This is a genomic window from Vibrio barjaei, from assembly GCF_001639065.2.
Taxonomy (GTDB): domain Bacteria; phylum Pseudomonadota; class Gammaproteobacteria; order Enterobacterales; family Vibrionaceae; genus Vibrio; species Vibrio barjaei.
Genome location: NZ_LQXO02000009.1, coordinates 370169 through 391665, shown reverse-complemented (window position 1 = coordinate 391665; position 21497 = coordinate 370169). Strand labels below are relative to the sequence as shown.

At 44.5% G+C, this 21497-nt stretch carries 25 protein-coding genes and 1 tRNA gene; 15 read left to right on the top strand and 11 right to left on the bottom strand.

Annotated features, from left to right (window positions below):
* The first annotated feature begins 38 nt into the window (after window positions 1–38).
* From corC to crr, 6 genes are all read left to right on the top strand, one after another.
* Window positions 39–935 carry a CNNM family magnesium/cobalt transport protein CorC gene (gene corC / locus AWH66_RS06340; protein WP_006075474.1) on the top strand — a complete coding sequence of 299 codons (897 nt, stop codon included), beginning with the start codon at window positions 39–41 and terminating at the stop codon, window positions 933–935.
* A gap of 43 nt (window positions 936–978) precedes the next feature.
* Window positions 979–2484 (top strand): apolipoprotein N-acyltransferase, encoded by a 1506-nt coding sequence (gene lnt / locus AWH66_RS06335; protein WP_063606129.1) that lies wholly within the window; start codon window positions 979–981, stop codon window positions 2482–2484.
* 202 nt (window positions 2485–2686) lie between these two features.
* Entirely contained in the window at window positions 2687–3655 is a 969-nt protein-coding gene (gene cysK, locus AWH66_RS06330) for a cysteine synthase A (protein ID WP_006075477.1), read from the top strand.
* A 298-nt stretch (window positions 3656–3953) separates the two neighbouring features.
* The gene (locus AWH66_RS06325; RefSeq protein ID WP_006075478.1) at window positions 3954–4211 is read left to right on the top strand and encodes an HPr family phosphocarrier protein; all 258 of its coding nucleotides are present in this window, start codon (window positions 3954–3956) and stop codon (window positions 4209–4211) included.
* A gap of 136 nt (window positions 4212–4347) precedes the next feature.
* Complete coding sequence (gene ptsI / locus AWH66_RS06320) at window positions 4348–6075, top strand: phosphoenolpyruvate-protein phosphotransferase PtsI (RefSeq protein ID WP_063606128.1); 1728 nt, start codon at window positions 4348–4350, stop codon at window positions 6073–6075.
* 41 nt (window positions 6076–6116) lie between these two features.
* Window positions 6117–6626: a PTS glucose transporter subunit IIA gene (gene crr / locus AWH66_RS06315; protein WP_031494205.1), complete on the top strand. Its 510-nt coding sequence runs from the start codon at window positions 6117–6119 to the stop codon at window positions 6624–6626.
* A gap of 98 nt (window positions 6627–6724) precedes the next feature.
* On the opposite strand, the gene yfcE is transcribed toward crr, so the two are convergent.
* From yfcE to AWH66_RS06290, 5 genes are all read right to left on the bottom strand, one after another.
* Entirely contained in the window at window positions 6725–7270 is a 546-nt protein-coding gene (gene yfcE, locus AWH66_RS06310) for a phosphodiesterase (RefSeq protein ID WP_063606150.1), read from the bottom strand.
* Window positions 7271–7334: 64 nt separating this feature from the next.
* Window positions 7335–7739, bottom strand: coding sequence for a CBS domain-containing protein (locus tag AWH66_RS06305; RefSeq protein WP_038225351.1), 405 nt, complete (start codon window positions 7737–7739; stop codon window positions 7335–7337).
* Window positions 7736–8086: a P-II family nitrogen regulator gene (locus AWH66_RS06300; RefSeq protein ID WP_038225352.1), complete on the bottom strand. Its 351-nt coding sequence runs from the start codon at window positions 8084–8086 to the stop codon at window positions 7736–7738. Before AWH66_RS06300 ends, AWH66_RS06305 begins: the two co-directional genes overlap by 4 nt.
* Entirely contained in the window at window positions 8076–8885 is an 810-nt protein-coding gene (locus tag AWH66_RS06295) for a DUF1538 domain-containing protein (RefSeq protein WP_063606127.1), read from the bottom strand. The genes AWH66_RS06300 and AWH66_RS06295 overlap by 11 nt, the downstream gene beginning before the upstream one ends.
* Complete coding sequence (locus tag AWH66_RS06290) at window positions 8882–9616, bottom strand: DUF1538 domain-containing protein (RefSeq protein ID WP_038225354.1); 735 nt, start codon at window positions 9614–9616, stop codon at window positions 8882–8884. The genes AWH66_RS06295 and AWH66_RS06290 overlap by 4 nt, the downstream gene beginning before the upstream one ends.
* Before the next feature lie 234 nt (window positions 9617–9850).
* Here AWH66_RS06290 and AWH66_RS06285 point away from each other — a divergent pair, with 234 nt between their 5' ends.
* A complete protein-coding gene (locus tag AWH66_RS06285; protein WP_063606126.1) occupies window positions 9851–10765 on the top strand; it encodes a TIGR01777 family oxidoreductase in 915 nt (304 codons plus the stop codon).
* A 63-nt stretch (window positions 10766–10828) separates the two neighbouring features.
* The gene (locus tag AWH66_RS06280) at window positions 10829–11656 is read left to right on the top strand and encodes an SDR family oxidoreductase (protein ID WP_063606125.1); all 828 of its coding nucleotides are present in this window, start codon (window positions 10829–10831) and stop codon (window positions 11654–11656) included.
* 97 nt (window positions 11657–11753) lie between these two features.
* Here AWH66_RS06280 and AWH66_RS25645 read toward each other — a convergent pair whose 3' ends face one another.
* The gene (locus tag AWH66_RS25645) at window positions 11754–11960 is read right to left on the bottom strand and encodes a hypothetical protein (protein ID WP_143081474.1); all 207 of its coding nucleotides are present in this window, start codon (window positions 11958–11960) and stop codon (window positions 11754–11756) included.
* Window positions 11961–12032: 72 nt separating this feature from the next.
* Here AWH66_RS25645 and AWH66_RS06275 point away from each other — a divergent pair, with 72 nt between their 5' ends.
* The 3 genes from AWH66_RS06275 to AWH66_RS06265 all read left to right on the top strand — a co-directional run bounded on the left by AWH66_RS06275 (window position 12033) and on the right by AWH66_RS06265 (window position 14494).
* On the top strand, window positions 12033–12887 hold the full coding sequence (locus AWH66_RS06275; RefSeq protein ID WP_063606124.1) for a co-chaperone YbbN: 855 nt from the start codon (window positions 12033–12035) through the stop codon (window positions 12885–12887).
* A 222-nt stretch (window positions 12888–13109) separates the two neighbouring features.
* Window positions 13110–14045 (top strand): SPFH domain-containing protein, encoded by a 936-nt coding sequence (locus AWH66_RS06270; RefSeq protein ID WP_063606123.1) that lies wholly within the window; start codon window positions 13110–13112, stop codon window positions 14043–14045.
* The gene (locus tag AWH66_RS06265) at window positions 14042–14494 is read left to right on the top strand and encodes an NfeD family protein (RefSeq protein WP_181359012.1); all 453 of its coding nucleotides are present in this window, start codon (window positions 14042–14044) and stop codon (window positions 14492–14494) included. Before AWH66_RS06270 ends, AWH66_RS06265 begins: the two co-directional genes overlap by 4 nt.
* Before the next feature lie 60 nt (window positions 14495–14554).
* On the opposite strand, the gene AWH66_RS06260 is transcribed toward AWH66_RS06265, so the two are convergent.
* Together AWH66_RS06260 and AWH66_RS06255 are read right to left on the bottom strand one after the other, a co-directional pair.
* Complete coding sequence (locus AWH66_RS06260) at window positions 14555–15748, bottom strand: DEAD/DEAH box helicase (protein ID WP_063606122.1); 1194 nt, start codon at window positions 15746–15748, stop codon at window positions 14555–14557.
* 103 nt (window positions 15749–15851) lie between these two features.
* Window positions 15852–15928 (bottom strand) — tRNA-Arg (locus tag AWH66_RS06255).
* Between the two features lie 205 nt (window positions 15929–16133).
* Between AWH66_RS06255 and folD the strand changes: the two genes are divergently transcribed.
* On the top strand, window positions 16134–16997 hold the full coding sequence (folD, locus tag AWH66_RS06250; RefSeq protein WP_063606121.1) for a bifunctional methylenetetrahydrofolate dehydrogenase/methenyltetrahydrofolate cyclohydrolase FolD: 864 nt from the start codon (window positions 16134–16136) through the stop codon (window positions 16995–16997).
* A 55-nt stretch (window positions 16998–17052) separates the two neighbouring features.
* Here folD and AWH66_RS06245 read toward each other — a convergent pair whose 3' ends face one another.
* The gene (locus tag AWH66_RS06245; protein WP_063606120.1) at window positions 17053–18030 is read right to left on the bottom strand and encodes a lytic murein transglycosylase; all 978 of its coding nucleotides are present in this window, start codon (window positions 18028–18030) and stop codon (window positions 17053–17055) included.
* Window positions 18031–18054: 24 nt separating this feature from the next.
* On the bottom strand, window positions 18055–18330 hold the full coding sequence (locus tag AWH66_RS06240) for a YcgL domain-containing protein (protein ID WP_006075752.1): 276 nt from the start codon (window positions 18328–18330) through the stop codon (window positions 18055–18057).
* A 180-nt stretch (window positions 18331–18510) separates the two neighbouring features.
* On the opposite strand from AWH66_RS06240, the gene minC reads away from it, so the two are divergent.
* Genes minC through minE form a run of 3 tightly spaced genes read left to right on the top strand, consistent with a single transcriptional unit; the run spans window position 18511 to window position 20274 of the window.
* The gene (minC, locus tag AWH66_RS06235; protein WP_031494241.1) at window positions 18511–19173 is read left to right on the top strand and encodes a septum site-determining protein MinC; all 663 of its coding nucleotides are present in this window, start codon (window positions 18511–18513) and stop codon (window positions 19171–19173) included.
* Window positions 19174–19194: 21 nt separating this feature from the next.
* Window positions 19195–20007 carry a septum site-determining protein MinD gene (gene minD / locus AWH66_RS06230; protein WP_062463132.1) on the top strand — a complete coding sequence of 271 codons (813 nt, stop codon included), beginning with the start codon at window positions 19195–19197 and terminating at the stop codon, window positions 20005–20007.
* A gap of 3 nt (window positions 20008–20010) precedes the next feature.
* The gene (gene minE / locus AWH66_RS06225; RefSeq protein ID WP_031494240.1) at window positions 20011–20274 is read left to right on the top strand and encodes a cell division topological specificity factor MinE; all 264 of its coding nucleotides are present in this window, start codon (window positions 20011–20013) and stop codon (window positions 20272–20274) included.
* 45 nt (window positions 20275–20319) lie between these two features.
* On the opposite strand, the gene rnd is transcribed toward minE, so the two are convergent.
* Window positions 20320–21438, bottom strand: coding sequence for a ribonuclease D (gene rnd, locus AWH66_RS06220; protein ID WP_063606119.1), 1119 nt, complete (start codon window positions 21436–21438; stop codon window positions 20320–20322).
* Window positions 21439–21497 lie beyond the last annotated feature (59 nt).

Sequence of the window (21497 nt, the reverse complement as noted above, 5' to 3'; positions counted from 1 at the left end):
GCTATCACACATCTGATAGCATTCTGAATTGAGAAGTCATGAACGAAGAGTCTTCTCCCTCTCAGCCAGAGGGAAACAGTAAAAAGTCGGAAGGTCCGAGTAGAAAGTCCTTCTTTGAGCGCCTAGGTCAAATTTTTCAAGGCGAACCAAAAGACCGCCAAGAGCTTGTAGATGTTATCCGCGACTCTGAAGAAAACGACCTAATTGACCACGATACCCGCGATATGCTCGAAGGTGTCATGGAAATTTCTGAAATGCGAGTGCGCGACATTATGCTGCCACGCTCGCAAATGGTCACTATCGAGCGTTCTGATAACCTCGATAAGCTAATCGAACTAATGACAGATGCACAGCATTCTCGCTACCCTGTTATTAGTGAAGATAAAGACCATGTAGAAGGCATCCTCTTAGCTAAGGACCTCCTCCGTTATTTGGGCTCAGAAAGCGCCCCGTTTGATATTGAAGAAGTGATTCGCCCTGCGGTTGTTGTTCCTGAAAGTAAGCGCGTTGATCGCCTACTGAAGGAGTTCCGTGAAGAGCGTTATCACATGGCCATCGTTGTCGATGAATTTGGTGGAGTATCAGGTCTAGTGACCATCGAAGATATTCTCGAAGAAATCGTTGGCGAAATCGAAGATGAATTCGATGACGATGATGAGCTTGATATCAGAAAACTGAGTAAGCACACATTCGCAGTGAAAGCGCTCACTACTATTGAAGAGTTCAATGAAACATTCGGCTCTAACTTTAGTGATGAGGAAGTCGACACTGTAGGTGGCCTAGTCATGACTGCATTCGGTCACTTACCTTCACGTGGTGAAGTGGTTGAAATAGAAAATTACAACTTTAAGGTGACAGCGGCGGATAATCGTCGTGTGGTTCAGGTCCAAGTAACAATACCTGACCAAGAAACGGCTTCAAGTGTCGAGGAGTAACCTCACCACTTGCTGCTCACCAAAAAAGTGAGATGATATTTAAATGAAGAAAAATCTTCGCATATTGCGGCCCATCGGGGCCGCTTTTGTTGGTGCCAGCACCACTCTCGCATTTGCTCCCTATCAGCTATGGCCTTTGGCTATTCTGAGCCCATTTCTCCTTCTTCTCCTTATCAAAGGCCGCAGTACAAAAAGTGCGCTTTGGACAGGTTATGCATGGGGAATAGGTCAATTTGCCACTGGCATCAGTTGGGTACATGTCAGTATCGATACTTTTGGTGGTATGCCGAAAATTGCCAGCGTGTTCTTAATGGCACTCTTAGTTGGCTACCTATCCATTTACTCAGCTCTGTTTGCTTGGTCTCTAAACCGATTCTTCCCGTCAGACAATAAAACTCGTTATTTTGTCGCCGCGCCAGCACTCTGGTTAGTCTTTGATTGGGCTCGCGGTTGGGTAATGACGGGTTTTCCTTGGCTGTGGTTAGGGTACAGTCAAATTGATTCACCGTTAGCTAGCTTTGCACCTATTGGTGGCGTTGAACTCATTACCTTGCTACTGCTCGTAATGGCTGCCAGCCTAACTTACTTAACCGTAACAAAGCAGTGGCAACTCGCTATCATCCCTCTGGTCATATTCGCCACTGGATTCGGTCTACGTAACTACGACTGGGTCACTCCCGCTCCAAACCGCACTAAATCGGTCGCATTGATTCAAGGTAATATCGATCAAGCCATGAAGTGGATGCCCAATCACCGATGGCCAACAATAATGAAATATACCGATCTAAGTCGTGAAAACTGGGATGCGGACATTATCATTTGGCCAGAAGCAGCAATTCCCGCAATGGAATTCGAATTACCTTCATTTCTGCGTAACTTGGACTCTGCCGCTAAAATGAATGATTCTGCGATCATCACTGGGGTCATCAACAAAACGGAGTCCGGTGAATATTACAACAGCATATTGGTTGTAGGACAGACACCTTACGGTGATTACGAAATGGATCTCGATGAACGTTATCACAAACACCACTTGCTTCCGTTCGGTGAATTCGTGCCATTTGGAGATCTATTAAGACCTATCGCCCCGTTTTTTAACTTGCCTATGTCTTCATTCAGCCGTGGTGCTTACGTACAGCCTAATATTGTGGCTAACGGTATGCATCTAGCGCCAGCATTATGCTATGAGATTATTTTTGGGGAACAAGTTAGGCAGAATGTTACTGATGACACCGATTACCTGTTGACGCTGTCCAATGATGCCTGGTTTGGGCGCTCTATTGGCCCATTGCAGCATATGGAAATTGCACGAATGCGCGCACTAGAGCTTGGCTTACCACTTATTCGTTCGACCAATAATGGTGTGACTGCCGTTACTGATCACAAAGGTAAGATTACTGCTCATATCCCTCAGTTTGAAACCGCTGTGCTTAGAACTGACGTCACTCCAACCGACGGGACAACTTGGTATCGTGAAGTAGGAACTTGGCCTTTATATGCGTGGGTAGTACTTTGCCTAGGGTTTGGCATCATTAGACGCAATAAGTAATCACCTCTTTTACACCGGCCATTGAACACCTTCAGTATCAATGGCCGAGCTGCTCTTCTTACCGAGAAAATCCCATCGAAAAACGCACTTCATAAACTTTCTTCCATAATATATAACTATTTGGTTCTTTTCCCTTGCCAAACAAAGTCATATTCTTATCTGGTAATCAATAACCACCACGGTTGAATGAAGGAACATTATAATGAGCAAGATTTACGAAGATAATTCACTGACAATTGGTAACACCCCTCTAGTTCGCCTAAACAAAGTAAGTAATGGTAATGTGCTTGCTAAAGTTGAAGCACGCAACCCAAGCTTCAGCGTTAAGTGCCGTATCGGTGCAAACATGATTTGGGAAGCGGAAAAAGACGGTCGTCTAAAAGCAGGCGTCGAGCTAGTTGAGCCAACCAGTGGTAACACAGGTATTGCTCTTGCTTTCGTTGCAGCTGCACGCGGCTACAAACTCACACTTACTATGCCTGAGTCTATGAGTCTTGAGCGTCGTAAGCTTCTTAAGGCACTAGGTGCTAACCTTGAACTGACAGAAGCAGCGAAAGGTATGAAAGGGGCTATCGCTAAGGCAGAAGAAATTGTCGCTTCAAACCCAGAAAAGTATCTATTACTTCAACAATTCAACAACCCAGCAAACCCAGCTATTCATGAAAAGACAACGGGGCCGGAGATCTGGGAAGCAACGGATGGTGAAATCGATGTATTCGTCGCTGGTGTAGGTACAGGTGGTACTATCACAGGTACTAGCCGCTATATTAAGGGTGAAAAAGGTAAAGCAATTGTTTCAGTTGCCGTTGAGCCAGCAGAATCGCCGGTCATTTCTCAAGTGCTAGCAGGTCAAGAGATCCAACCAGCTCCTCACAAAATCCAAGGCATCGGTGCAGGATTTATCCCAGAGAACTTGGATCTTGAGCTCGTTGACCGTGTTGAACTGGTTACTTCTGAAGAAGCCATCGAAATGGCGCGCCGTCTAATGGAAGAAGAAGGGATCCTAGCTGGCATCTCATCAGGCGCAGCCGTTGTAGCGGCTAACAAGCTTGCTGAACTTCCTGAATTCAAAGGAAAAACCATTGTCACCGTACTTCCGAGTTCAGGTGAACGTTACCTAAGTTCTGCATTGTTTGCCGGTATATTTACTGACAAAGAGATTCAACAGTAATATGTTGCCAAATCAATTTTTGCACGAAAAAAGCCCCTTTAAGGGGCTTTTTTGTTGAAACTCTGTCAGCCTTTGGTAATATCAGGTCAGTTTTATTTTAAGCCAAAAAATAAATAGGCTAATTACAGAATTTCGTAAGACAGGTATACAGCGAAGACTGCAATCATGTCCTACAATTCTAGACCGACACAATTCTTAACAGTTATGACTTTCGCACTATAGCGAGACGTAACATTTAACGATAAGCTTTGTTTGGTTTAGAAACTAAACATAAAATAAATCAATTGGGGTATAAAAAATGTACGAGAAGCAAGTAGAAATCACAGCAGAAAACGGTCTTCACACTCGTCCGGCTGCTCAGTTCGTTAAAGAAGCAAAAGCATTTGACGCTGACATCACTGTGGCTACTAACGGCAAAAGCGCTAGCGCAAAAAGCCTATTCAAACTACAAACTCTAGGTCTAGTTAAAGGCACTACTATCACAATCTCTGCTGAAGGCCCACAAGCTCAACAAGCAGTTGACCACCTAGTAGCTCTAATCCCTGAGCTTCACTAAGAACCCAGTTCTCCTTAGAGCCATTTTGTGAAAACAGAATGGCTTTATTGGAAATAGCTCTAGCTATCAGCTACACATAATAAGTAGCTAATAACTATCCAATCTTTAATACATTAGACCAAATAAAGGTAAAGCTATGATTTCAGGCATCCTAGCATCTCCTGGTATTGCTATTGGTAAAGCACTACTACTTCAAGAAGACGAGATTGTTCTAAACACGTCGACTATTTCAGATGACCAAGTTGAAGCAGAAGTTGCGCGTTTCTTTGACGCTCGCAACAAGTCAGCTCAACAACTAGAAGTCGTTAAGCAAAAAGCGCTTGAGACTTTTGGTGAAGAGAAAGAGGCTATCTTCGAAGGCCATATCATGCTTCTTGAAGATGAAGAGCTAGAAGAGGAAATCCTAGCACTCATCAAAAAAGACAAACTATCTGCAGACAACGCGATTCACACAGTAATCGAAGAGCAAGCGACTGCACTAGAATCTCTAGATGACGAATACCTTAAAGAACGTGCAACTGATATCCGTGATATCGGTACTCGTTTCGTTAAGAACGCACTAGGCATCAACATCGTTTCACTAGGTGATATCGATGAGGAAGTTATCCTAGTAGCTTACGACCTAACTCCATCTGAAACTGCGCAAATCAACCTTGATTACGTACTAGGTTTCGCATGTGATATCGGCGGTCGTACTTCGCACACTTCTATCATGGCACGTTCACTAGAACTTCCTGCGATTGTTGGTACTAACGACATCACTAAGAAAGTGAACAACGGCGACATGTTGGTTCTTGACGCGATGAACAACAAGATCATCGTAAACCCAACTCAAGCTCAGATTGACGAAGCTAAAGCGGTACGTGAAGCGTTCCTTGCAGAAAAAGAGGAACTTGCAAAACTTAAAGACCTACCAGCAGAAACTCTAGACGGCCACCGTGTAGAAGTTTGCGGTAACATCGGTACAGTGAAAGACTGCGATGGCATCAACCGTAACGGCGGTGAAGGTGTTGGTCTGTATCGTACAGAATTCCTATTCATGGACCGTACTGCTCTTCCTACTGAAGAAGAACAGTATCAAGCTTACAAAGAAGTTGCGGAAGCAATGCACGGTCACGCGGTAATTATCCGTACTATGGATATCGGTGGTGATAAAGATCTACCTTACCTAGACCTTCCAGAAGAGATGAACCCATTCCTTGGTTGGCGTGCAGTTCGTATCAGCTTGGATCGTCGTGAAATCCTTCGTGACCAACTACGCGGTATCCTACGTGCATCAGCACACGGTAAGCTGCGCATCATGTTCCCAATGATCATCTCTGTAGAAGAGATTCGTGAACTGAAAGCTGCTATCGAAGAGTACAAAGCAGAACTTCGTGCTGAAGGTCTAGCATTTGACGAAAACATCGAAATCGGTGTAATGGTTGAAACTCCTGCTGCGGCAGCGATTGCTCACCACCTAGCGAAAGAAGTTTCGTTCTTTAGTATTGGTACTAACGACTTAACTCAGTATACTCTAGCAGTAGACCGTGGTAATGAGCTTATTTCTCACCTATACAACCCACTTTCACCTGCTGTACTTACAGTAATTAAGCAAGTGATCGACGCTTCGCATAAAGAAGGTAAGTGGACTGGTATGTGTGGTGAGCTTGCTGGCGACGAGCGTGCGACTCTACTTCTATTGGGCATGGGCCTAGATGAGTTTAGTATGAGCGGTATTTCAATTCCTAAGGTTAAGAAAGTAATCCGCAACGCTAACTTCGCAGAAGTAAAAGCAATGGCTGATGAAGCGCTAGAAATGGCGACTGCTGCAGAAATTGAGGCACACGTCGAAAAATTTATCGCAGAAAAGACAAACTGCTAATATAATTGAGCAGAACAAAATCAAACCTTTAGGAGCACAACATGGGTCTGTTTGACAAACTGAAGAAGCTAGTATCTGACGACAGCGCTGACACTGGTGCAATCGAAATTATCGCACCTCTTTCTGGTGAAATTGTAAACATCGAAGATGTGCCAGATGTCGTATTTGCTGAGAAAATCGTTGGTGACGGTATTGCAATCAAGCCAGCTGGTGACAAGATGGTAGCTCCTGTTAACGGTACTATCGGTAAGATCTTTGAGACGAACCACGCGTTCTCTATCGAATCTGACGACGGCATCGAGCTATTTGTTCACTTCGGTATCGACACTGTTGAACTGAAAGGTGAAGGCTTTAAGCGTATCGCTGAAGAAGGCCAATCAGTAAAAGCAGGTGACACTATCATCGAATTCGACCTAGCACTTCTTGAAGAGAAAGCTAAGTCAACGCTAACTCCTGTTGTTATCTCTAACATGGACGAAATCAAAGAGCTGAACAAGCTTGCTGGTTCTGTAACTGTTGGTGAAACGCCAGTACTACGCGTAACTAAGTAATTAGTTAATCTCGACGTAGAAAAAACGCAGCCTTGGCTGCGTTTTTTTATATCTGCGACTTGTCTGAACTATTTAATTGCCTTGTTAGCTACTCACCTTTATAGCGAGATTGATGCTAGAACGTCTCCAGCAAATGTTTTTACGCTGAGAGTGCTATCTTCAAGCAATCCATAACTCGCAGCATAACCATCTCGCGGGAATGTGATGGAGCCAGGGTTGAAAATAATTTGCTCCCCTTGCCACTCTGCTACTGGTATATGTGTATGTCCATGAGCAATCACGTCACCTTGCTTTAACGCAGGTCGTTTATCTGTGTTATAAAGATGCCCATGAGTTAAGAACAATCGTTGTCCATTTGCCAACATTACCCATGCATAGTCACTCATCATGGGAAAGTCTAATAGCATCTGGTCTACTTCACTATCGCAATTGCCTCGTACCGCAATAATACTGGTACTGAGCTCATTAAGCCGTTCAGCTACTTTAGGTGGGTTATAGCTCTCTGGTACTGGATTTCTCGGCCCGTGGTTAAGCACATCTCCTAAAATCACTAAGTGTTCCGCACCTGAGCGATGATACTCTGCTAGAACCTGTTCAGTGGCATCAAGACTGCCATGCAAATCAGAAGCGAAAAATAGTTTCACTGGTTTATCTCCACCATTTATTAATGGGGGATATTGTAACTCAGCTAAACCTCGTTCGCCTGTCTCATTCCTCTTTAGCCATGCCATTCACAACAATGTTATTGTAACTAACCATGCCAATAACCTTACCGTGTTCAATGACAGGCGCACGACTAATCCCAAACCGCTCGAATAAGCGAGCGCAATATTTCACATTCATATTAGGATCAACAGACAGTGCAGGCTTAGTCATAATCTCATAGATGTTTGTTCGCTCGGCAGAGCGGTTTTTCGCCAACACCTTTTTGGCAATGTCATTCATCAATACGATACCGTATTCATCATCATCATGACGCTTTTCGACAACCAGTGCTTTTACCTGATGCTCACGAGCCAAAACGATGCCCTCATGCACTGTCTTTAACCCGTCAACCATCACATAACTGTTTGCCATGACATCACGTACACAGACTTTCTCATGTCGGCTCATAGCTCATCCTCTACCACTTTGGTTAATGTCTCGACTTGGTGAGCGACACCTACTGCATCTTCTATATCGATCTGCACCGCAATCCCCTGTCCCGAAGTTTGGTCGAACTCTCCGACCTGATTAATGGTCTCTAATATCTGCCGTGATAAGTGCTCTTCTACTACAAACAGCAGTACATCTTTTTGAACCTCTAAAGTAAGTCCAAAGAAGGTTCGCTTTTTGTTAAGTCCTTCCCCTCTCGCGTTATTAATTACCGTTGCACCTGTGGCACCCGCTGTACGAGCCGCATCAAGAACGGAGTCTGTTTTACTGTCTTCAACAAATGCCAGAATGAGCTTAAAGCGCATTGTTCTTCTCCTTTGAAGCTAGATCGCGATGCTTTGAACGTAGACTCAAAAATTGAATCAACTGTGCATACGCCATCACGGAAATAATAGGAAATAAGCTAGCAAAAGCGATCAAACCAAACCCATCAATCATAGGGTTTCGTCCCGGCACGGTGGAAGCTAGCCCCAACCCCAACGCCGTCACCAAAGGGACCGTGACCGTTGAGGTGGTCACCCCGCCAGAGTCATACGCTAACGGAATAATAAATTTGGGCGCAAAATAGGTTTGAATCACCACCAAAATGTAGCCTGCAATGATGTAATAGTGAATGGGATCTCCAACAACAATACGGTAGCTGCCAAGAGATATACCAACAGCAACGCCCAGTGCCACCGCGATTCTTAACCCATTTACTGAAATCGAACCAGCGGAAACTTGATTCGCTTTGATAGCGACCGCCAATAACGATGGTTCTGCAATCGTGGTACTAAACCCTATACAGAAAGCAAACAGGTAGACCCAATAATAATCAATCCACTCCAATGACTGGCCTACCGTCACCTTAAACTCTTGCAAGAATTCAGGAGCCGTTAACTGCATCGCCATGGTTTCACCTAGCGGAAACAGAGCAAGTTCTAATCCCACTAAAAACAAACTTAACCCTAGAATCACATAACCAAATCCAAGTAGAACTTTTAACGGGTTAGTAATAGGCTTCTTTAAGATGGCAAACTGGAATCCGAAAATGATCACCATGATCGGCGTAACATCACGAACCGTGAGCAACAATGTGGTGAGAAAGTCCAAGATGATAGTCATACTGCAATCATCCCGTAAACCATAACGAACATCATTGGTAACAGCGACGCAAAGGCGATGAGACCAAAACCATCCAGCATAGGATTACGCCCCTTAATGGTACTGGCTAACCCTACACCTAGCGCGGTGACTAATGGTACTGTTATTGTTGATGTCGTTACGCCACCAGAATCATAAGCCACACCGATAATGTACTCCGGTGCGAATCCTGTCAGTATCACCACACCGACATAACCGCCAATAATCATCCACTGGATAGGCCACCCTTTAAGTATGCGCAGCACACCTAATACAATGGCAAGCCCAACTGAAATGGCAACGGCCAAACGTAAGCCATCCGCATAATCTTGCATGGCCTCTTCCGTCATTGGAATTTTCCCTCCTTCCGCCGCCACTTCAGCTGCTTCAGCAGATACTGCTGTTAGTGCAGGCTCCGCAATGGTAGTCCCAAAGCCTAGACAGAACGAAAACACCATCAGCCAGAATACGCTGCCCTTTCGTGCAAACGATTGAGCCATGGACTCACCAATGGGAAATAACCCCATTTCTAACCCAAATACAAAAAAGGTCAGCCCTAGGACCACAAGCAATAGACCAAATAAGATAGAGAGAACATTAGGAAGCGGCTCTTGCAGTACGACCAATTGGAAAAACAGCACGACCAAAACGATAGGCAGTAGATCTTTGAAACTACTGGCCATTGAATGAAGAAGCGCTTTCAATCCCTGCATCGCTTTCCTCCGTTTCCATACGATAATTTCATGATGGCACACATTAAATGTAAGAAGATGTGACAATAATGGCAATATTGCGTGATGCTTGCTTCAATCCACAAGAGTGTGACTAGTGCAACATGTGCTACAGCCACAACAACGTTAGTTAATCCTCTGATTCATTGCTATATTTACTAATTCAGCAACTGAGTCATATCGGTAAGTTGTCAATTACTGAGGAGAAAGACAGAGATGAATTTGCTTGTAACAGGTGGCACAGGGTTTATTGGTCGAGAGTTACTGAAACACCTAACCACCTACTCCATCACTCTGCTGACCCGTGATGAACAGACAGCGAGAAAAACGCTACATCACACTGACTGTGGCAATATTCACTATCTCGATTCATTAGATAGCTTTAACGACCTCAATGAGTTTGATGCCATCATAAATCTCGCGGGAGAACCTATTGCAGATAAACGTTGGAGCGAGACTCAAAAAAAACGTATTTGTGACAGCCGCTGGAAGATCACCGAAACCCTTGTGGAGTTGATTCACGCCAGTACCAAACCTCCTGCAATTTTCATTAGTGGCTCAGCTGTCGGTTATTACGGGGATCAACAAGATCATCCTTTCGACGAAAGTCTGCATGTCAATCAAGACACATTCGCTCATAACGTCTGTGAACGTTGGGAACACATCGCTTTGCGAGCACAGTCCGACCAAACAAGAGTGTGTCTATTACGTACAGGTGTTGTGCTGGGTGAAGGTGGCGGAGCATTAGCCAAGATGCTGCTACCCTATAAGCTGGGACTCGGTGGACCAATTGGTAACGGAAAGCAATATATTCCTTGGATACATATACTAGATATGGTGCGTGCGATTGTTTGTTTGCTGGAAACTGAACACGCTAGCGGGCCATATAATTTCTGTGCACCTCATGCCGTCACTAACGCAGTTTTCAGTAAAACACTGGCCAATTCGTTGGGACGCCCTCATTTTTTGTTTACTCCTAAATGGGCGATTAAACTCGCTATGGGAGAGGCATCATGCTTACTTCTTGACAGCACGAGAGCAAAACCTAAAAAGCTCACAGAGATCGGCTTTAACTTCTCCTTCCCTCACATCGACTCAGCGCTGAAAAACATCGTCGCAAACTCGCGCTAGACCTTGCCTACCATTAACGTTAACCTTAACTGAAAGGAAATAAATCATAGGGTTAGCGGAAAAATGGGAAAGGCTATTCTTATCACTGGGTGTTCAACGGGTATTGGTTACGTCGCAGCACATGAATTGCAAAATAAAGGCTACAAGGTCATTGCGTCGTGCCGCGATCCAAAAGATGTGGATAGGCTCAACCAAGAAGGGCTGACTTGTATTCAACTCGACCTGACCGATACCAAAAGCATTAAATTGGGAGTCCAAAAAGCACTCGCTCTGTGTGAGGGGAATCTTTATGCCTTGTTTAACAATGGCGCCTACGGCCAACCCGGAGCCTTAGAAGACCTGCCAACCGATGCACTAAGAGAACAATTTGAGGCAAACTTCTTTGGTTGGCATGAGTTGACGAAACAAGTACTGCCCGTAATGAGAAAACAAGGCTACGGTCGTATTATTCAAAACAGCTCTGTCCTCGGATTTGCTGCAATGAAGTACCGTGGCGCGTATAACGCCTCTAAGTTTGCGCTCGAAGGGTGGACCGACACTCTCAGACTTGAGTTACACCAAACGAACATCAAAGTATCGCTCATAGAACCAGGTCCTATTGAGACACAATTTAGAGCCAATGCCAAGGCCGCGTTTTTAAAATGGATTGATATTGATTCCAGCGTACACAAAGCGCATTACCAGCAACAACTAAGTCGATTATCAGCGGAGGGCTCCAATAATCAATTCGTGCTGCCGCCGGAATCTTGCGTTGCGCCACTTTTAGATGCCCTCGAGTCGGACAAACCCAAGTTACGCTATCGAGTCACCACACCAACGAAGGTATTTGCCGTACTAAAACGTCTGCTTCCAAGCAAATGGTTAGATCCGATTCTGCGAAAAGCCGCATAAAAAATGATCATTTGTAATTTTAGTGTCACATATGAAGGATATATTGCTCAACGTAGTTAAATACAAGAGACGAAACCATACCCTACACAAGTTGGAATCATCTCTCTAACACCTTGCTCACAGCGATATCAATTTGGAATTCTAAAAATGACGCTAAATCAGCTAAACTGGCTGGCTGTGGGTGTAACACTTGCATACTTTGTAATGTTTTAAACACCTTCGCTTGCTGCATTTCTGAAATCCATAAACGCCGCGCTTCATAGCGCGGCGTTTTGGCATCTAAATTCTGTAATCTCTTCGACAAACCTTGATTTTTGGTTCACCAATACCAATCTTGAAAAGAGAACAATGCGAATCACTTAATAAGGATAATTCAATGCAACCAGCGTACATTGTTGATTTAAATGAGCAAAATTTCCGCGAAGTCCTCGAAGGCTCAATGACAGCTCCTGTGCTGATCCACTTTTGGGCACCTATGAGTGAAGAAAGTGCTCAGTTAATTCCTGCTTTAAAGGCATTAACAGAACAATACGCCGGCGCCTATACACTGGCATTGCTGAACTGTGAAGAGCAACAAGCGATTGCTGGACAATTCGGTGTTCAAGCGCTTCCTACGATTGCGTTATTCGTGAATGGCCAACCTGTAGACGGACTAGGTGGTCCACAACCAATTGAAGCAGTCAAAGCAATGCTGACTAAACATCTTCCAAGTGAAGATGAACTTAACGCTCGCAAAGCGCTAGAGTTATCACAACAAGGTGAGTTTGAGACGGCTATTGCTACGTTTGGGGCCCTTTCTGAAGAGTATCAAAATAAAGGTGAAATCAAATTGGCAGTGGCCAATTGCTTGCTTGAGACCAATCAATTTGAACGTGCAGAACAAGTACTCAACACCATTCCAATGGAATACAAAGACAACCACTATAAGAGCTTAGTGGCGAAGTTAGAACTGCACAAACAAGCCGCTGATAGCCCTGAGATTCAATCTTTAGAAGCGGCATTACAAGCAAACCCTGACGATCTTAAACTGGTCGCAGAACTGGGGCTTCAATACCACCAAGTGAATCGTGATGAAGAAGCACTTGCTCTGATCTGGACACCTCTGAGCCGTAATTTGAATGCGCTTGATGGAGAACTAAAAAAAGCCTTTATGGATATCTTGTCTGCACTTGGTCAAGGTAACCCTATCGCCGCGAAATATCGTCGTCAGCTGTATTCTCTGCTTTACTAATAACTTAACCACACGCCATTTTAAGGGAAGCGCTGGCTTCCCTTTTTTCATATTACGCTAATCTATAACGGTGAACTGTCCTTCCTACCTATCGGTAATCAGTTTAACTCCATGATAAATTTAATGATTACTCGTCGAAAAAATACATACCTTTACACAGTATTGTCTTCACAACGCTGTATACTGTTGAGGATTGTACATTTTTAATACAAGGATAGACTCATGGATATTGATGCAATGGTCACCATAGGTGGTTTCATTCTGGTCGCAATTATTTTTATTGTGGCCGGGGTCAAAACAGTACCACAGGCCAACAACTGGACCGTAGAACGATTCGGTCGCTATACCCATACGCTTAGACCTGGGCTGAACTTGATTATCCCTTTCATTGATTCTATTGGCAGTAAAATCAATATGATGGAAAGAGTTCTTGATATTCCCCCACAAGAAGTCATCTCCAAAGATAACGCTAACGTGGTCATTGATGCGGTCTGTTTTGTTCAAGTTATCGACGCGGCAAAAGCTGCGTATGAAGTGAACGATCTTGAGCATGCTATTCGCAACCTGACATTGACTAACATGCGTACTGTTCTCGGTTCGATGGAGCTGGATGAAATGTTGAGCCAACGTGACTCTATCAATACCAAGCTGCTTGCGATTGTCGATGAAGCAACTAACGCGTGGGGAGTTAAAGTGACTCGTATTGAGATCCGCGACGTACAGCCACCAGCAGACCTAACCGCGGCGATGAATGCTCAGATGAAAGCAGAGCGTAATAAACGTGCTGACATCTTAGAAGCCGAAGGTGTGCGACAAGCAGAGATCCTTAAAGCCGAGGGTCATAAACAATCGGAAATCCTTAAAGCCGAAGGTGAGAAGCAGGCTGCTATACTTCAAGCAGAAGCACGTGAGCGTGCCGCAGAAGCGGAAGCTAAAGCAACTGAGATGGTTTCAACCGCCATTGCTCAGGGCGACATGCAAGCGGTTAACTACTTTATTGCACAAGGCTATACCGAAGCTCTTAAGTCGATTGGTCAGGCCGAGAATGGTAAAATTATCATGTTACCGCTGGAAGCTACGGGACTCATGGGTTCTGTAGCTGGTATTGCAGAAATGTTTAATCAGTCAAAGCCTCAACAAAAGAAGGATAACATGTGATAGAACTGCTTAGCCAAGTCAATTACTGGCACTGGTTGGCTCTAGGATTATTACTGCTGTGTGGCGAGTTACTCGGCACCGCTGGCTACATGTTGTGGATTGGCATCGCAGCAATGTTGGTGGGTATTGTGCTCGCCTTCATTCCTATCAGCTGGCAACTGCAATGGATGAGCTTTGGGGTGTTTGCGTTAGCATTGACTTGGCTATGGTGGCGTAAACAACACCGAGTTGATAAGCAATCAGATAAGCAGCGAAGTCTAAATCAGAAAGACAAACAGCTCATAGGTCAAACTTCAGTGCTAGAACAAGACATCACCAGAGGAAAATGTCGAATCAAACTGGGGGATACTTCATGGTCCGCATACTCTGACTCAGACTTACCTAGTGGTACCTTGGTCAAAGTGATAGATGTCGATGGGATAACCTTACTGATTGAGAAAGCAGAATAAAACGAAAATAGACACCTCAAATAGGTGTCTATTTCATTTCATTGGTATTTCTAAGCCGGATTAGCGTTCTTCTCCACGTTTATGCTTAGGAACATAATTGAGGATAGAAATCGGCACCGGTTTTCTTGGTACAAAGCCTTCAAATTCAACTCGCTCAAGCAAATGGCCTAATCGGCTTTCTATCATGCACAGGTTTTTAAAGTTATCTTTTGATACTAGCGATACCGCCTCACCCACTGCATCGGCACGACCAGTACGCCCAATTCGGTGAACGTACTCATCCGCTGGATAAGGTAAGTCGTAGTTAATCACCACTGGCAAGTTTTCAATATCAATACCACGCGCAGCAACACCAGTTGCCACTAAATATTGAATCTCACCGGCTTTGAATGATTCGATCAATTGCTGACGAACTTTTTGGTTACGACCACTATGGAACGCCTCAGCAGCAATGCCACGCTTTTCTAACTGGCTGACAAGCTTAGCTGCACCATGCTTGGTTTCAATAAAAATAAGCGCTTGTTTCCATTGATTCTGCTGCAATAGATGACTTAAAAGCGAGGATTTCATGTCCTTATCGACAGTGACAATCCACTGCTTAATATTGCTCTTAGAAGCACTGTGCTTAGTGATAGCAATTTCTTCTGGGTTGTCTATGGCAGACTTAGCAAGATCGCGGACAGGATTAGACAATGTTGCTGAAAACAACAAACTTTGAGCGTCTTCTGGTACACGAGCAATAATCTTGTTGATCGCTTCGATAAAGCCCATATCCAGCATTTTGTCAGCTTCATCCAACACCAAAGTCTCGACTTCATCAAAGTGAATCGCACGCTGACCGTATAGGTCTATTAAACGACCTGGAGTTGCTACGACAATATCCACACCATCAATCAAGGCTTGCTTTTGCGGCGCGTAATCAACGCCACCAAACATCGCCAAAGATTTTATTGACGTAAACTGTGCATAAGCTTCAATGCTCTGGTTCACTTGCAGTGCCAGTTCACGCGTCGGCGTTAAGATGATCGCACGTGCACGCTTTTTGCGCTCAGTTTGACCTGCACTGAGTCTCTCTAAAATAGGCAAAACAAAACTGGCTGTTTTACCCGTTCCAGTTTGCGCCGCAGCGATAAGATTACTGCCTTTCAAAACAATAGGAATCGCCTTAGTCTGAATCGTTGTTGGTTTTTGATAACCAACCTCGTTAATAGCATCTAGTAATGGTTGGCTTAACCCTAGTTTAGAAAAGGACATGGTGAACTCTCTTGAAGATGAAATTGCAGATAGTGTAGCAGACATACGTCCATAAAACGCAAAACCCCTGACAACTCAAAGAGCTATCAGGGGTCTTAAATAATGGCACGCCCTGTAGGATTCGAACCTACGACCACATCCTTAGAAGGGACGTGCTCTATCCAGCTGAGCTAAGGGCGCGCTACAGGGAAAGGATTATACGAGATGAGAGAGGTAAATCAATGGCTTTCTTAGCGTTACCGGTTTAAATGCCCAAAAAAAAGTCAACATATCAATAAAAGCTGAAAAACAGACCAATGCAAACGTTTGCGCTGTAGCTTTTGAAATAATTTTCTGGGACAATGCACACAAAAATAACAGCCAGTTAACTTTCTCAAGGAAAATTATGTCTGCTCAAAACATTGACGGGAAACTTATTTCTCAAACCGTACGCTCTGAAGTCGCTGCTCGTGTTAAAGCGAGAACGGATGCAGGGTTAAGAGCGCCGGGACTGGCGGTCGTTTTAGTCGGTGAAGATCCTGCGTCACAGGTTTATGTGGGTAGTAAGCGCCGTGCTTGTGAAGAAGTTGGTTTTGTTTCCAAGTCCTTCGACCTGCCAGCAAATGCCAGTGAAGCGCAATTGCTAGCTCTCGTTGATGAATTAAACGAAGACTCAGAAGTCGATGGCATTTTGGTTCAGTTGCCTCTACCGGCTGGAATCGATACTACACACGTTTTAGAACGTATTACTCCAGAAAAAGATGTTGATGGCTTCCATCCCTATAATGTCGGTCGTCTAGCACAACGTATCCCCAAGCTACGCTCATGTACGCCTAAAGGTATTATTACGCTTCTAGACCGTTACAATATCCCAACGAGAGGCAAGCACGCCGTGATCGTTGGTGCGTCTAACATTGTTGGTCGTCCAATGACATTAGAATTGCTACTTGCCGGGTGCACCACCACCACGTGTCATCGTTTCACCAAAGATCTTGAAAGCCATGTGCGTCAGGCTGACATCGTTGTTGTCGCCGTAGGTAAACCAAACTTTGTTCCAGGTAATTGGATCAAGAAAGGGGCTGTTGTAGTCGATGTCGGTATCAACCGCTTAGAGAACGGTACCTTGGTAGGTGACGTAGAATATGATGTGGCAAGAGAAAACGCTAGCTTCATTACCCCTGTACCAGGTGGTGTCGGCCCGATGACGGTTGCCAGCTTGATTGAAAATACGATGATTGCCTGCGAACAGTTTCACACCACGAAAAAATAATCGGTTGTTCGATTTCTAAAAAAGGACTGACGTCAGAGACGCCAGTCCTTTTTATTTAATCCATAGCAATACGATCTGCTAGATGACTCACAGCGAGGGCGAAGTAATATGAGCGATTCCACTTCATCAGGACATTGTAGTTGTTATATACCAAGTACACACGGCCATTTTCGTCATCGGGCATAATAAGCCATGCTTTGATATCTTCATCCAACTGAGGCAATGGTCGACCATCGTAACGAGTGACACCGAGCTTACTCCACTCTTTAAGATACTTGCCTTTTTCAGCTTCGCGCCCTTGTAAATCGGGTGAAATACCATGTGGTACTTTGACCTGACGACCCCAAGTATATTTATCGTCCCAACCAGATTTCGCTAGGTAGTTCGCTGTCGATGCAAATACATCGGCTTCACTATCCCAAATGTCTTTTTTCCCGTCGCCATTACCATCAGCGGCAAAATTCAAAAACGAACTCGGCATGAACTGGCTTTGACCCATTGCACCCGCCCATGAACCTTTCATATCATCAGGAGCAATATGTCCTTGTTGAAGAATCGTTAGTGCCGCTAGCGCCTCTTTGCGGAAGAAGGCTTCACGGCGTCCTTCATAAGCTAACGTCGATAAGGCATCGATTACACGATAATTACCGGTAAAACGTCCGAAGTTACTTTCTACACCCCAAAGCGCGACAATAAACCTTGGTTGGACACCGTATTCATCACCGATACGTTTTAGCTCAGCATAATACTTATTGTGCAATTCTTTGGCCTGCTTCACTTTCCAATCAGGCACTGCTCTTGGAATATATTCGTCCAGCGTTAGCTTCTTTTCAGGTTGGTTACGGTCAGCAGTGACAGCTCTCGGCTTATACTCGACACCTTTAAATGCCTCAGTAAGAATTTGTTCAGAGATACCTTGCTGGCGAGCTTCTTCTTTAAGCCCAGCAACGTACTCTTCAAACGTTCCCTTATCTTGCGCAAGTGCGCTTGTGGCTAGGCTTGCTCCTAGCATAACTGACAATAATCTCTTCACCGTGCCCTCCCCTGAGCATCTAGGCTATTTTTGCTGAGCTTTTTGCTCTTTATATTTCTCTAATAGATTTTCTGGTGGTGGAGGCAGCTGTAAGAAAAAGCCCTCATTCTCAATAGAAGCTTTTACTTTCTCTACATCCACTTGAGCCAGTGTACGTTTTGCAAGGTTGACCACCATGACCATAGTTGGCTTTCCAAACATCTGCATCAGCGCATCTGGAACTGGTGAAAAGTCATCCTTCTTGGCGATATATAGGTACGCCCCTTCCTTTTTCGTGCTTTTATAGATAGAACAAAGCATTGATATATCTCTTTTCGTCACCAATCTTCTCATCCGGAAGAAAGTATTTGGTTAGTTTATGGAAAATTGAGAGTTAATTATCCATTTGAACGCAAGATAGCTTGCTGTATGTAGTGTTGAAATATAACATGATTATCCTATTTAAAAAGCAATGTCATTGGCACAAGGATTTGATCAGCAATGTCTCAATCCCCAGATCTGAAAGGCAGTAGCTTCACCTTATCGGTGTTGCATCTTTCTGACAACGATGTTTCTAAAGCAGTTCATTTTTTGCAAGAAAAAGTCTCACAAGCACCGACATTTTTTGCATCGGCTCCTGTGGTTCTAAACATCAGTAAAGTTGACGGCGATATCAACTTCCTAGACCTAAAACTTGGCGTAGAAGAACTTGGTATGATCCCAGTAGGTATTACCGGTTGCCAAGATAAACGCACTCAAAATCTCGCAATTGAAGCAGGCTTTGCTGTAATGACCGCAAGTAAAGCCCCCTCTCAAGCACCCGCGAAGATGGAACCGACAATGATAGTCAGAACCCCAGTGCGTTCCGGTCAACAAATCTATGCTAAAAACAGAGACCTTGTGGTGTTAAATCATGTGAGTGCAGGCGCAGAAGTAATAGCTGACGGTACCATCCATATCCATGGCACGCTTAGAGGACGCGCGATTGCCGGAGCTAGTGGCTCCAGTGAAGCTAAGATCCTATGTAACGACTTACAAGCTGAGTTAGTTTCTATCGCAGGAAATTACTGGCTTAGCGATCAGATTGAACGTGAATATTGGGGCAAAAAGGTAATGTTTGGCATGACCAACGACCAACTCGATTTCGAAATCCTCACGATATAATAATTTTAAGGAAAACAGATAATGGCACGCATTATTGTTGTAACGTCAGGTAAAGGCGGCGTTGGCAAAACCACTTCCAGTGCAGCAATCGCTTCTGGCCTTGCCCTTAAAGGCAAAAAAACCGCAGTCATCGATTTTGATATCGGTTTGCGTAACCTAGACTTGATCATGGGCTGTGAACGTCGCGTCGTTTACGACTTTGTTAACGTGATCAACGGTGAAGCGACACTAAACCAAGCACTCATCAAAGATAAGCGTTCTGATAACCTGTTCATCCTGCCTGCATCGCAAACTCGCGATAAAGATGCACTGACTAAAGAAGGTGTTCGTCGAGTGTTAGATGACCTCGATGAAATGGGCTTTGACTTTGTTATCTGTGACTCACCGGCAGGTATCGAGCAAGGCGCATTGATGGCGCTGTATTTTGCGGATGAAGCCATTGTTACCACAAACCCAGAAGTTTCTTCGGTACGCGACTCTGACCGTATCCTTGGTATCTTGGACTCTAAATCACGTCGAGCTGAAGAGAGCTTGGAACCAGTTAAGCAGCACTTGCTGCTGACACGCTATAACCCAGCTCGTGTGACACAAGGTGAAATGCTGTCTGTCGAAGATGTGGAGGAGATCCTGCACATCTCTCTACTTGGCGTTATTCCAGAAAGCCAAGCGGTTCTTAATGCGTCAAACAAAGGCGTCCCTGTCATTTTTGACGATGAATCAGATGCCGGTCTTGCTTACGCAGATACTGTAAATCGCCTACTTGGTGAACAAGTTGATTTCCGCTTCTTAACGGAGCAGAAGAAAGGCATCTTCAAACGTCTATTCGGGGGTTAATTCATGTCATTACTAGAGTTTTTCCGCCCCCAAAAAAAGAGCTCAGCGAACTTAGCGAAAGAGCGCCTGCAAATTATCGTCGCAGAGCGTCGCAGTGAAGGTTCACCTTCGCCATCGTATCTTCCGCAACTGAAAGAAGACATTCTTAAAGTTATCGCCAAATACGTTGAAGTTGACCCATCCATGGTGGACTTGTCGTTTGAGCACAAAGACGATGACATCTCGGTGCTTGAACTAAACGTTCAACTACCCGAAGATGAAAAGTAATTGAATAACGAATGGAAAAATGGCTCGCAACTGCGAGCCATTTTTTTAATCCATAATCTTATCTAGGTTTTGACCAAACAATTCCAGTCGCCACCCTTGCATCACATCAGGCAATCTGGCCGGATCTCGGTCGTACTTCCATATCCATGAAAGGTACTGATTAAGTTGCTTTTTCGATGCTAAAAATTCAGTCGCTAAGCCACTGTGCTGAGCCGCTTTTTTCACTTCATCTTTGAGCTTCTTAAAGACCTGTTTGTAACCCGGAAAATCCATTAGGCGCTCGATTTTTTCTGGGTACTCGTCTTCTGGTGTTTGTTGTGCGCGTTTGACGATAGCAGCAATGCGTTCACCATGACGACGAATAGCACGTGGATCCACGCCCTCTTCTTCCATCTGCTTAGGCTTCTTAAGCGCAAAACGTGCAATGCTCCACAACTCTTGCTCTTTGATGACGAAGTTTAGTGCAAGGTCACGCTTGAGTGCTTCATTCATTCGCCACGTTGCTAAAGGTTTGAGAATGGCTAATTGCTTGCGCTTCAATTGCCAAGCACCTTTAATGTCAAGATAAGCACTATCTGGATTTGGCGTTTTACCACGTTTTTGCATTAACAAGTCAGATTCTTGCTGTGCGGCATCCCACCAATCTTTTGCTTCCACTTGAGCAAACAGTTTGAAATACAGAGGCCATAGGTAATAAACGTCAGCCGCTGCATAATCCAGTTGCTTATCAGTCAGCGGACGAGCAACCCAATCAGCTCGTGATTCACTCTTATCGAGTTCTACACCAAGGTATTCATCAACCAATGCAGCAAACCCCGTCGATAATCCGTGACCTAAGAAGGCCGCCATGATTTGAGTATCGACCATTGGGAATGGCATGCATCCGAAACTGTTGACGAACACTTCCAAATCTTCTCCGCAGGCATGGAGTACTTTGAGTACAGAGGCATCTTGAAGCAGTTCAATAAAAGGGGTGAAATCGCTAATAGTCAACGGATCGATAAGTGACAGCTGCTCACCATCGTATAGCTGGATGAGACCCAGTTTAGGGTAGAAGGTACGGATACGAACAAACTCAGTATCCAACATGACCACATCGGATTCACGAGCCTTGTTACATACCGACTCTAGTTCGGCCAACTCGGTTACTATTTGATATTCCACTCAGTCTCTCTTAAAAAAACAATGCCAGCTTTGAGGGCTGGCATTCTAGCATTGATTGT